Source organism: Lactobacillus sp. UMNPBX17 (assembly GCF_002553735.1).
GTDB classification, from domain to species: domain Bacteria; phylum Bacillota; class Bacilli; order Lactobacillales; family Lactobacillaceae; genus Lactobacillus; species Lactobacillus gallinarum.
The window spans coordinates 1-11,590 of record NZ_PCYT01000054.1; the positions used below are offsets into that span (position 1 = coordinate 1).

Annotated in this window: 16 protein-coding genes; 8 read left to right on the plus strand and 8 right to left on the minus strand. The window is 35.9% G+C overall.

Translation table 11 applies throughout. The features are described 5' to 3' along the window. Window positions 1–62: 62 nt before the first annotated feature. The 5 genes from CP368_RS07960 to CP368_RS07980 all read right to left on the minus strand — a co-directional run bounded on the left by CP368_RS07960 (window position 63) and on the right by CP368_RS07980 (window position 4,008). Window positions 63–281, minus strand: a complete 219-nt coding sequence (locus CP368_RS07960; protein ID WP_056945469.1) for a cytochrome b5 domain-containing protein — start codon at window positions 279–281, stop codon at window positions 63–65. A gap of 91 nt (window positions 282–372) precedes the next feature. Beyond that, window positions 373–1,242: a lysophospholipid acyltransferase family protein gene (locus CP368_RS07965; RefSeq protein ID WP_087176765.1), complete on the minus strand. Its 870-nt coding sequence runs from the start codon at window positions 1,240–1,242 to the stop codon at window positions 373–375. Then, on the minus strand, window positions 1,239–2,186 hold the full coding sequence (locus CP368_RS07970) for a glycosyltransferase family 8 protein (RefSeq protein ID WP_087236501.1): 948 nt from the start codon (window positions 2,184–2,186) through the stop codon (window positions 1,239–1,241). The genes CP368_RS07965 and CP368_RS07970 overlap by 4 nt, the downstream gene beginning before the upstream one ends. 11 nt (window positions 2,187–2,197) lie before the next feature. Beyond that, window positions 2,198–3,154 (minus strand): glycosyltransferase family 8 protein, encoded by a 957-nt coding sequence (locus CP368_RS07975; RefSeq protein ID WP_098043890.1) that lies wholly within the window; start codon window positions 3,152–3,154, stop codon window positions 2,198–2,200. Between the two features lie 17 nt (window positions 3,155–3,171). Further along, window positions 3,172–4,008, minus strand: a complete 837-nt coding sequence (locus CP368_RS07980; RefSeq protein ID WP_098043889.1) for a glycosyltransferase — start codon at window positions 4,006–4,008, stop codon at window positions 3,172–3,174. 95 nt (window positions 4,009–4,103) lie between these two features. Between CP368_RS07980 and CP368_RS07985 the strand changes: the two genes are divergently transcribed. The 4 genes from CP368_RS07985 (at window position 4,104) to CP368_RS08000 (ending at window position 6,076) form a co-directional block, all read left to right on the plus strand. After that, window positions 4,104–4,376, plus strand: a complete 273-nt coding sequence (locus CP368_RS07985) for a helix-turn-helix domain-containing protein (protein ID WP_158227430.1) — start codon at window positions 4,104–4,106, stop codon at window positions 4,374–4,376. Further along, window positions 4,346–4,636, plus strand: a complete 291-nt coding sequence (locus tag CP368_RS07990; RefSeq protein ID WP_233185838.1) for a hypothetical protein — start codon at window positions 4,346–4,348, stop codon at window positions 4,634–4,636. Before CP368_RS07985 ends, CP368_RS07990 begins: the two co-directional genes overlap by 31 nt. A gap of 415 nt (window positions 4,637–5,051) precedes the next feature. After that, on the plus strand, window positions 5,052–5,300 hold the full coding sequence (locus CP368_RS07995; protein WP_233185839.1) for a sodium:proton antiporter: 249 nt from the start codon (window positions 5,052–5,054) through the stop codon (window positions 5,298–5,300). 62 nt (window positions 5,301–5,362) lie between these two features. Beyond that, window positions 5,363–6,076 carry a hypothetical protein gene (locus CP368_RS08000; RefSeq protein WP_098045952.1) on the plus strand — a complete coding sequence of 238 codons (714 nt, stop codon included), beginning with the start codon at window positions 5,363–5,365 and terminating at the stop codon, window positions 6,074–6,076. Window positions 6,077–6,135: 59 nt separating this feature from the next. Here CP368_RS08000 and CP368_RS08005 read toward each other — a convergent pair whose 3' ends face one another. After that, window positions 6,136–6,894, minus strand: coding sequence for a 1-acyl-sn-glycerol-3-phosphate acyltransferase (locus tag CP368_RS08005; protein ID WP_098037055.1), 759 nt, complete (start codon window positions 6,892–6,894; stop codon window positions 6,136–6,138). Between the two features lie 127 nt (window positions 6,895–7,021). Here CP368_RS08005 and CP368_RS08010 point away from each other — a divergent pair, with 127 nt between their 5' ends. Then, complete coding sequence (locus CP368_RS08010) at window positions 7,022–7,693, plus strand: hypothetical protein (RefSeq protein WP_098043886.1); 672 nt, start codon at window positions 7,022–7,024, stop codon at window positions 7,691–7,693. A gap of 215 nt (window positions 7,694–7,908) precedes the next feature. Next, a complete protein-coding gene (locus CP368_RS08015) occupies window positions 7,909–9,102 on the plus strand; it encodes an SLAP domain-containing protein (protein ID WP_098045956.1) in 1,194 nt (397 codons plus the stop codon). A 72-nt stretch (window positions 9,103–9,174) separates the two neighbouring features. On the opposite strand, the gene CP368_RS08020 is transcribed toward CP368_RS08015, so the two are convergent. Both CP368_RS08020 and CP368_RS08025 read right to left on the minus strand, forming a co-directional pair. Beyond that, the gene (locus CP368_RS08020; protein WP_098045953.1) at window positions 9,175–9,597 is read right to left on the minus strand and encodes an ImmA/IrrE family metallo-endopeptidase; all 423 of its coding nucleotides are present in this window, start codon (window positions 9,595–9,597) and stop codon (window positions 9,175–9,177) included. Continuing rightward, window positions 9,594–9,947, minus strand: a complete 354-nt coding sequence (locus CP368_RS08025; RefSeq protein WP_098045954.1) for a helix-turn-helix transcriptional regulator — start codon at window positions 9,945–9,947, stop codon at window positions 9,594–9,596. Before CP368_RS08025 ends, CP368_RS08020 begins: the two co-directional genes overlap by 4 nt. Window positions 9,948–10,104: 157 nt before the next feature. Here CP368_RS08025 and CP368_RS08030 point away from each other — a divergent pair, with 157 nt between their 5' ends. After that, window positions 10,105–10,428: a hypothetical protein gene (locus CP368_RS08030; RefSeq protein ID WP_003628386.1), complete on the plus strand. Its 324-nt coding sequence runs from the start codon at window positions 10,105–10,107 to the stop codon at window positions 10,426–10,428. Between the two features lie 19 nt (window positions 10,429–10,447). Beyond that, window positions 10,448–11,476, plus strand: a complete 1,029-nt coding sequence (locus CP368_RS08035; protein WP_098045955.1) for a helveticin J family class III bacteriocin — start codon at window positions 10,448–10,450, stop codon at window positions 11,474–11,476. Window positions 11,477–11,590 lie beyond the last annotated feature (114 nt).

Sequence of the window (11,590 nt, forward strand, 5' to 3'; positions counted from 1 at the left end):
TCTAATCTATCAAGCAGCTTGATTAAAAGTGTTCAATTTATTATTGCAATTTACGTTTATTTCTAGTTGTATAAACCAACCTTATTAATATTAACTAATACATCTGGCGTATTAGTTAAGTTAAAACTAACATCTTGGCCGGCCATAATATTATGGTATTCGCCATTGGTCCATTGAGAATTGTTAGTTACATCATATACGGTACCGTTAACTGCAATATAGGCAGGTCGACCATTTTTTCCGTTATAGTTTGATAGAGTTTCTCTGGTAAATTTTTTCATAGGAAGCTCCTTTCTAAAGTAAAATACGTTATATTAACGGTAACACGTTGTCACTTTAGAACAAACTATTTCAAATTATCTTATATTTTTCTTATGAAAGATGGCCGCGCCAGCCTGCGATATCCCAATCTGTGAAATCATAATTAAGTTTCTTACCGTAAATTTTTTCGTATGCGGCAACTTTTTGTTGATAATCTTGTTCCATCATTTTATGCGCATTTTCATTAGCACTTAAAGAAACATCAGGAAAAATCGGTTGTAAAACATGGACAATATATTTAGTCTCGTAGAAATTAGAGTCTTTCTTTTCTATTTTTGGCAAATCTCTAATCTCAATAAAGAGCGAAATAACTGGCACGTTTTGTTTTGCAGCAAAGTAATAGGCGCCACGTTGCAATTTACGTGGTTTACGATAATTCCACCACATTTCTTGTTCAGGATAAATTAATACCCAGTTGTTTTTAGCTAGTGCGTTGCTTAAATGCTTAGGAAATACATTGCCAATATAACTTGCGCTTTGAACTAGAGGGATAGTTCCAACATAGTTCATTAAATAGCGGAAGAAGCCTGGCAGCATCAAGTTAGTATCTTCAATGACGATTGAGAGTTGATGATGCATCTTGTTGGCTAATAATTTAATTGGTAAAGAATCAATCTGGTTAAAGTGGTTAGCAGTTACGATTGCTCCACCAATAGGAAGATTGTTTAAATTTTCCAATCCCTTGAATTCAGTAGAACCTGCTAAGGTTTTGGCAAAAGTAGTAAGCATAGCGTGTCCAATTTGATTATTAATTTTGCTAGAAAATGATTTGCGATTTTTCCAATAGTCATTAACTAACTTCAATCGTTCATCAAGCGTCATTTGTGGATCGCCAATTTCTGCCTTTGCCGTAAAGTCTCGCTTGTTGGCAGCTTTTTGAATATTTTTAATTACAGCTTCGCGGTTATCGCCAAAAATCATAGTTTAACAGCCTCTCGTTCTTTCACTCGTGCCCAATTATTAGGATCTTGTTCAGTTTTATCTTCCTTTAAAAGCATGTGATTAAGTTTTTCTCGATCATCTGCGCGTTCGGCGTCAGTATAATTATCGAGTTCAGCTTTTAATTCATTATAAAACTTAGTCTCTTTAGCACTTTGCCAGAAGTAATCTTCGTATTGAACATTTTTAAAATGCCATGGTTTAAAGAAAAGATTGTAGTGGATCAGACCAGGATTTTTCAGTGGCTTAGTATTTTCATTAGGCATCGCATCCCAACGCGGATCAAGGTGCAAAATCCTTCCTTCACCAATTTCATTTAAGTAATCCTGATCTGGGGCAATACAGTCAAAGTGGTATCTTTCTAGTAAATTCATGAAGTGGTTAATGAAATGCTCATCGCGGAATGCCTTAGAGTTCATGACTAGCATCCCTGAGTTAATATATTTCTTTGGATCTAGCGCTAAAACATCTTTGATGTATTTCACCATTTTGGCTACATATTGGATAGAGGAGTCGGTGCAAGCACCGAATAGGTTGTTGCCTAGTTCGGTGTTGTAAAGTTTGGCAATGTCATCATTTACAATAGTGTCACTGTCGATATAAATTGCTTTGTCGTATTGCGGGAATAATTCCGGGATAAACAAGCGATAAAAAATCGACATGGTAAAGAAATCAGCGCGCAGGAAATTTTCTTTGCGATTTTGAATTGGCTTAACTAATTCATCATCAATATGGAAAAATTTAACGTGCACATTTTGAATGCCAAGATCACTTAAATCTTGTTTATGCTGGCCAGATAAATCTTGGTTTAAAAAATATACTGTGTAGTCTGTCTCAGGATTTGCATGTTTAACCAGTGAATTAAGCGATACTGCAGCATACTTAGTGAAGTCGTCACTAATGCTATAAAAAACTGGAACTGTCATAATTGCTTTCCTTAACCAATCTTTACTGATTCATGTTGCTTAACTTTAGCCCAGGTATTTGGCTCTTTGACGATTGTATCAACTCTTTCAGCCATCCGTTCTAGGTCGGCACGTGCTCTTTGACGATCTTCATCTGTGAAATCATCTAATTGTTTCTTTAATTCATCATAATATGGTGTCTTCTTGGCAACATCCCAGAAGTAGTGGGCGTATTGGACATCGGCGAAGTGCCATGGTTTGAAGAATAAGTTGTAGTGCACGATCTTAGGATTTTCGATTTCGGGGATGCTTTCGTTAGGCATTGCGTCCCATTCCTTAGGTAAGTGGTAGATCTTGTCTTCGCAAATTTCGTTCATGTAAGCTTGATCTGGATCGACGTTGTCGAAGTGATATTTGTCCATTAAGTAATAAAACTTGTCTACGAAATGCTTGTCTCTGAATGCCTTCATGTTAAAGACGATCACGCCGTTGTTGATGTACTTTTCGGCAGGTAAAATGCCTTGACATTCCTTGATATATTTTTGCAAAAGTGGCATGTAGCGAATAGACAAATCAGGACAGCTGGCAAACATGTTGTCGCCGATTTCGGTGTCGTATAAATCTGCAATATCCGCACAAATGATGGTATCAGCATCTAGGTAAACTGCCTTGTCGTATTGTGGGAATAATTCAGGGATGAACAGACGATAGAAGATAGACATGGTGAAAAATTGGGCACGTAAGTAGTTTTCTTTAGTCTTGTGAATTGGCTTAACCATGTCGTCGTCAATGTGGAAGACGTGGACATGAATGTTGTCGGTTGACATGTCTTCCAAGCTCTTTTTGTGTTCATCAGAAATTTCTTGAACCAAAAGAGTGATGGTGTAGTCCTTCTTAGGATCAGCATGATCAATTAATGATTGAATTGAAACAAATGCATATGGTGTGTAGTTATCACTGATAGTGTAAAAAACAGGGATAGTTTTCAAAATGGTTCCTCCAAGTATTATTCTTTCAAGTTATTGCGAATTTTGAGATATTCGTTGAGTATATCGTCGTATTCATGTAGATGCAGTACGCTGTGCACACGAGCTACGTCCCATGGCTTAACTGTTTGGGTATGGAAGTAGGGCCAGAAACGAAAACTAGTGGTAAAGTGTTGAATCTTGGTATCCTTTTGCAGGCGATATTGTTCGTTGTAACGACGAGGTACGACACGTTTTGCAACGGCAAGTTTGTTAATTGCTGACTGGTCAGGTAAGAACATCTTCTTGGTTTGCATCATGTCTCTGACTTTGGCAAAAAGACCAGTTTGCTTGATCTTAACCATATTCAAAAGCAAAACACCGGAGTTTAGGTAATCAAAGACGCGCTTAGTTTTGACATTGTGGAAGAAGAATCTGCCCCAATAGTCGAGCACGCCGACGAGTTCGATACCCTTGATATTTTGCTTGTAAAAAGCAGTAATGTCGCCGCGGATAACGATGTCGTCGTCTAGGTAAAGAATGCGGTCAGGAATCTGTGGTAATTCATCCGCAAATAGACGCAACATGGCATAAGGGGTAAAACGCGTATTCATGTTGGCTGTAGGTGGCTGCTTGATAAATAGATCGGTGCAATCGATCAACTCCAGCGTATTTTTAGGTTTTGCTTTAACTAATAAAGAACGAATAAAATCTGCGGCATGCTCAGAGAAGGGATGATACTTGCGTTCATCGCTGTGAGCTTCCATGGTTAAAATATAGAGGTGCAGTTCCTTGGCACCAGAGTTCTTTAATAAAGATAGTGTGGAGATTAAAACGCCGTCTTCTGCGTTTTCGTCCCCGCAAAAAAGTATGTTCATAATTACTCCTGTTTAGTAGTATTTGAATTTACTAATCTGTATATTCTATATGATACCATGTAGAATTCATTTTTCTGAATGGAAGGATGAAGTCGATGAAAATTTCAGAAGCTTTGAGGAAAGAACGACAGGATAGAAATTTAAAACAAAAAGATATGATTAAAAATATAGCTATCTCTAAATCACATTATTCGCAGATAGAGCATGGAAAGCATCGTATTTATGCTGAAGATTTATTAAAAATGTTAGCCGACAATAATATTGATTATCATCATTTTTTGATGAAGTGGCTCCTAGTTATGGATTTAGAAATGACAATTCTGAATTACAAAAAGAAATGTCCCAAGCTTTTTATGAGGCTGATGTAAAAAAGGCAGAGATGTTAAAAGATAAAATTTTACAGCAAAATTTTCCAATGGAATATAAATTGCATGCATTACTAATAGTGGCTGAATTGAAAAAAACTAAATTAGATGCGAAAACACAGAAAGAAATTCTACAGTCAATGTTTTCCCAGAATGACTGGACTAAGAATAGAGACACACTTCGTATTTTTGGCAATGCAATGAAATATTTTGATAAAAGTGTACGTAGAACATTAATGCAGTCTGTACTGAGAACGTATTAAAATATTAATAATTTCTCGGATGGAGAAATAATACGGATTGCTACGATTTGTGTTAATTATCTATTTAATATTGATGATAAGCATGATTTTCAGGATAAAGAAGTTGAACAAATATTCTTGTTACTCAAAAGTTTAGAACCAATTCCAGCTTTTTAAATGTATAAACTATTGGGTAAATTTTATTTAGCAATATCGAAGGATCAAAAAGAACATGCAAAAGAGATAAAGGACTCTTTGAAACTAGCTGGATACACTGAAATAGCAAAAAGATTAGTGATTTAGTTTTCTGTAGAAAACTTCTCTGACTATATTAATATTCTGTTTATGATAAAATGTGAAGAAGTAAGAATATTATTAGAATTATCCTCAATAGAAAGAATAGAAAGGTATTATGTCTACTCCAGGATGGATTTGCATGGCATTGCTGATAATAGGTATCGCCGTTTCAGCAACGCCAGCGTATAAAAATTATCGCGCGTGGCTGTGGCGAAAGTGGGGCTACTTCAATGTGGCAGTGCCAATATTGATTATGTTGGTTGCTAATATATACGCATGTTTTCAAGATGGCGCTGTAGTTCTTATGACTATACTTATCCCATTAGATGTTGTTGCTGTCGTTGCTGCGATTTTTACGTATTTTCAGATACGCAAAACGAAAAAATAAGGTTAACATGAAAATATTTTAGATATAAAATATAGGCGTAAAAAGAAAGGCGAGTTAAAACAATGAAATCAAAAAAGATTTTAACAGCTTTATTCACTGCAGCTTCAGTTGCTACGTTACTTGGTACGGCACCAGTTACAGTTAATGCCGCAAGTAGTAATTCTGATGCAACTACGACAAATGCTAAAAAGTCACCTAAGATGATAATTCAAAATACGCCTAAGCTTAGTAAATGGGGCTATGTTATAAATGTTAATTCTTCAGCACAACCTATTTATGTTGGTAAATCCAACTATGCCAAGATGGTAAATAATCCACATTTTAAAGGAAACGAAACTGTTAGTCCTAAGAAAATCAAGAATGTTAGATTTAAGATTGAAAAGGTTATGCACTTTCAAGGCGTAGGTGGTGCTCCAGAATATTTTGTTACCTCTAAGGATCACAAATATAATGGTTGGACGCCAAATGCAGGCTTGCAATATTATGCTATAAACAGTAAGACTTTTCAGAAAGTGATTAAACCATTGAAAAAAATAGAAGGAAGAAGTCCTATCAGACCAAATAAAAAGTTTACTTCTAAAGGCAAAATTACTGATCGTAAATGGCTTGCTAAAAATGAGCATGATTATGCTTTAGCAGTCAAAGCTGCTAAAAAGTTGAAGGGTGATCAACGCAAGTTTGTTTTAGGATCTTTAAAACAAATGAAACAAGATTGTGTTCTGTGTAATGTCATGATGGAAAAGAAAGACAACATTTTGTTATGGAGCGTTAATTAGGTAACTAAAACTCTTAAAGACAAACTAATAAGGTTAAGAAGCAAAAACGTTTCTTAACCTTATTTTTTGATATATTGACAATATTCATAGTCGCTGAGATTAGCTCGGTCAATTAATGTCTTTTGAATTTCGTCGTGAAGCTTATTTTGCGCTTCCTTACGGCTTAAAGTTTGATCTGGGTAAAATGGTCCATCGATATAAATAACGGCGCGAGGACGCTTGCTAAAGCATCTTTTATGGTAGGTTTTGGTCATAACGAAACTTGGTGCGTTCAGTTGAACAGGAAAGTGCATGCTGGTTGCATCAAATGGACGAATTTTGGTGTAGTATGGCCAAACGTGTGCTTCTGGGTAGATTAGAACTTCACCTTTTTTATCCTTGATCACAGTTTGGATAGCTTTGATTAATTTAATTGATTGCTTCACATCCTTGCCAACGGGAAGGCCACCGTAGCGCACTAGGTATTTGCCGATGAAGGGGATGCCCCAGTTGGCTTGGCCTGCGATCGCGTAGAAGTTCTTAATAGGAAAAATGGTGAGGGATGTAAAAACGTCACCCATTGGTCTGGTGTGATTACCATAGATGAAATAGCCGCCGTCGACTTGCTTTAGTTTTTCTTTGCCAATTACCTTAACGTTGTCGAAAAAGCGGAAGACGAGCCAGCCAAAGCCTGCAGCGAGGCGACGAGCAATGGCGGACCAGATTTTGGCCCCACGAGAATTGGGCAAAATTACGTAGTCATCTGGTAAGCTAAAATTTTGATCGTGGCTGTCGACCACGTCATCGGTAGTTTTGTGATAATAGTAAATTCGTTTCATTCGTGTTCTTTCAAGATAGTTATAAATTAATCTTATCATGAAAAATATTAAGCGAAAAATCGATGCATCAGGCAAAAATTTTTGTGCAATAATATTCCTGAATTCATGAATAAAGGGGTAATTGAGTATGAAACTTAACAAAAAAATGTTGTTTTCTTCTGCTGTTATTGCGGGACTTCTCTTAGGCGTTGCGCCTGCTACTGTTCAAGCTGCAAGTACTGCTAGCAATGCACCTAAAACCACAAATGTTAATCCGAAGGCCGTAATTGAAAATGACCCTAAGTTAACTAAACAAGGCTATGTTTTAAGAATTAAAAATTCTAAGGATGCAGATCCTATTTATGTAGGTAAAAGCAACTACAAATATGCTTTAACGCATTATGAAACCTTCAAGGGCAAGACAATTAGTCCAGCTAAGGTCCAAAACGTTAAATTTAGAGTTGAAAAGGTAGTAAGATTCCACGGCAAAATTAGTGGTGCTCCATTATACTTAGTAGTTTCTAAGGATAAGAAGTACAGCTGCTGGACTACGCAAGCAATGCTTCAATATTATTACTTCAACAGCAAGGGGATGCGTGGAGTAGTAAATCCATTGAAGAGAATTGCTAATAGAAGCGCTGATAAGAACATTATTAGTCTAAAGAATAAACAAAATAAACGCGACTTTAATGCAGCGATGAAGGCTGCTAATAAGCTTAAGGGTAGTCAGAAGAAATTTGTGGTAAATTCTTTGAAGCAACTTAAGAAAGATAACAATATTGGCGTTGAAGGCGACAATTTACTTTTATTTGGCCTTTAAAGTGAAAAAATACGTTAAAAGAAGATAGAAAAACTGATGCATCTAAGTTATGAAGCTAGGAGCATCAGTTTTTTGTTTCTCTTTAAATGGAGTTTAATGTATTGAATGTTAATACAATTATAGTCCATTTTCATTTATGTCCATATTGATTGACTTAAAAATTGGGGGGGAGATAATAGAAGTATCAGCGAGATATTAACAGAAAGATGATTAAAATGAAGAAGAATAAACTTATCTTGGCTTCAGTTGCAGCATTAATGGCTGTAAGCCCAGTGCTTCCACTTAGCTCACAGGCTCACACAGTTCAAGCTGCAGATAATTCTGTCAGAAAGACAGTTATGCATAATTCAATTGCTTATGATAAAGATGGCAATTCAACAGGTCAAAAATATATTACCTATGGCTCAATTTATGTTGACCCAACCCCTATAACTATTAAAGGAAATCAATATTACAAAATTTCAGGCAAAGATCAATACGTTAGAGTAACTAACATTGATGGTGTAAGGCGTAGAGTAACCCACAATGCTTATATTTACCGTACTTCCACTCAAAGAACACCTTACGGTATGACTGCAAGCAGTAAGAAATGGAAGTTATACAAAGGCGAAATAGTAACTACTTATGGTGGCTACTACACTTTTAAGAATGGCAAGCACTACTTCAAGGTAGGCGGACCAAGAAAGCAATATGTTAGAACTGCTAACTTAGGTCCAGTTATCGGAACTAATACTTCAACAAGTTCTAATAATTCGTCAAACACCACAACCAATAATACCCAACCAGTTGGTAAAGATGAAACCACTGTAACGGTAACTACTCCATATACTTATCTATTTACAGAAGTGCCTGGCAAGATTGAAGTTCAACGTACTAATAAACGTGTTAAAAAAGGTGATAAGTTTGTAGTAGACCGTTTAGAACAAGGGACACGTGCTGGTACTGGGCAAGACGGTGATGACGATAATGAGCTAGCAATTTATCATATTAAGGGAACAGATTATTGGATTTATAATAATGATGTTCAAGCTGCTAAGCAATTATCAGTTCAGAGTTATAACAAAACAGACAAATCATTAATTACTATGGATCAACCAGTTGAAGTCTACAATGCAGATGGTACTTCTCAAAATATTAGAATTAAGAAGAACGATTTGGTATGGAGAGTTGATAGCTTATCATACATTTGGGTAGCCAAGGAAAATAAGGCTGAACTATTCTATCGTTTACATTTGAATGGTGAATATAGAAGCGTTTATCGCTTAACAAACAATGGCGACTATGTTTCCGATCGTGTTCCAATTAAAAATGCATACGTAAAAGCAAGTGAAGTTAAAGTTGATCCAAATGGTTTGAAATTAACACCATCAAACACTGTCGCTGAAGCAGAGGATGCTGCGAAAAAGTAAAATTAAAAATAGATTTTAAAACTAAAAAACTGGTGCATCTAAGCCATGAGGCTAGGAGCATCAGTTTTTTTGCTACATTAGGTCGTCATTGTCTTTGAAAAGTTGCTTGGTTGCGGTGGCCATTCTTTCGGGGATGCCGTAGCTTTGCATGAAGGTCCCTGGTTCTTGAATGTAGTCACCATTTTTGCAGGAATAGTCGTAAATAATCTTAAGAGAAAATAAATCTGCTTCCTCTTCTTCTGAGTTTTGCCCTGAAAAGCTAGGCCAATAAGCAATACCTGAATCACCTAACATTAAGTGTCCAATCTCGTGTCCAATAATAAAAGGCAATTCATTAGAAGTGTGCCAGTTAGTGTTGATTATCATCTTGTGCTTATGTTTAAACGAAAGTGCAGGATCATATGGCTCGCCTCTAACTAAGATGTATGAAAGGCCATGCTTAAAAGCATAGTTGAGCAAATATACAATTAATTCTTCTTTGTCTAGATTTCTCATTTCTTGTCTGCGCGACCTTCCTTAATGTCATCTTCCATTAGTCCTCGAATCATATTGAGATATCTCTCAGGAACGTTGTAACCATGATATGAATAAGGCTTTTCTTCGTCTAGTGGAATAGAAGTTGGTTGTCCTTTTGTAGGTATAGGGGTAGGATCATCGGTTTTGCCCTTTAGATAGTCGATTGAGGTATTTAGTACTTCGGCAACGGCTTCTAAGGCATCACCACCAGGTCTTTTATTCTTCCAATTATAGATAGAATTAGTACCTAACCCAGTCTTATCATTCACTTCACGTAAGTTCATTTTATATTTTTTCGCTAATTCTTTAGTACGCTCTAATTCAATCATGGCAAGCATTCTCCGAATATTTTAAATTATTAAATAGGTATTTTTACTAAAAATGTATTGGCGATATTAGTCTTTAGACGTGGCATAAGAACTGTCAACGAGGTATGAAAGAAATAAGAAAAAGCCTAGAAACACGTGTGTAAGTAAGAAAGAAATCATGGATATTCATGATTACGTTGAACTAATAGCTCTAGCGTTTTGGGTTATTAGTGTTGTAAGTGTTGGTATCTTGAGTCATGTTCACTTTAAGAATAAAAGGCTGGAAAGATTGCGTATCGTTACAAGCAATCTAATGAAAAGCTACATCAACATGTATGACCAAGAGAATTTATCTGATGAAAAGAAGATCAATCGAGTTGGCAATGCAGTAGTTGATGGCTTGCAAGCTAAGGGCTTTAAGTTGAGTGAACAAGAAGTGCAGGACATTTTTGCGGAGGTTGCAAAGCAAATGAATGACTTGCACGAGACTCAGGATAAGTAGATTTTTTGGAGGTTTTATTATGGTTGATATTACAAATGCGAATATAGAGAAAATGTATGGGTTGAATGGCTTACATGAGGTTGTAGTTCAAAAGGGTAATGTTGGAAAGACCTACAATTATGCTCTTCAATTACTAAAACAGGGTACAGATGCGGTAGTATATCGTGCTCGTCATGGGAGAGATTTTGTGAAAGGAAAAGGCAAGAATAGTAATGTTGAGCGATTGTATTTAGATGGGATTCATTCTGTTCCTGCTAATAAAACTTTGCAAGCAGCTGGTGGTCATACTCAAACTTGGGAATATGCTAATCGGACAGATTCTTATAGTGGAGCAAGTGAATGGTTTATCGGTACTAAGCCTAAAAAAGATCCTGATCATCCTTCAATTTATTGGGATACTCAAATTGCTAGAGTAAAGTTCAGTAAAGCTGAATATAAATTCAACACGCAATTACCTCGCATTTCCAATTTAAATCAAGCTGGTAGGAAATTTGGATTAGCATATAGTGGTAATGACTTGGTTAGATCTGAAGCAGCCGTATCTCCATCTCCAAATTATAGTTATTTTTTAATTGTTACTGTAGATAAAAGTGACACAGGATATTTTTCACTTTATAATTTGGAAGATGTTAACAATGCTTTAGATAGAGTTGGTACAGGTGATGTAAATTTGAAGACAGACGCATTAGCTGATCAGTGCTTGAAAGCATTTAAAATTAAAGGTCTAGTAAAAGAAATTACATCATTACAAGGATATGATATTGATGATAACCTGAATATTTATATTTCAAGTGAGGCACATCCAGATCAAACAGATATTTATTCTAAACCTAGAAAAATAGTCAAAATTCCATGGGAAGCTACTGAAGCTTCTGAATGGGATATAATTCGTTTAGATAATAGTTTTAAATTAAATGAATCGGGATATGCTACAGAATTTGAAGGTATTCAAGTTAATAGTGAAAATGATCTTTATCTGACTGTTGCCTACCATGATAGTTCAGATTATACAACTCGAAAGAACAAAATTTTTAAGATTAATTGGTAGTTAATAAAAAAAGACCAATATGTTCAATGTGAACTGAGACCTAAAAATTAGACAGTTTAAAATACAGGATTAATAGAGGCTTGATTCCGATATTCTTTCGGAGTTAAGCCTTTT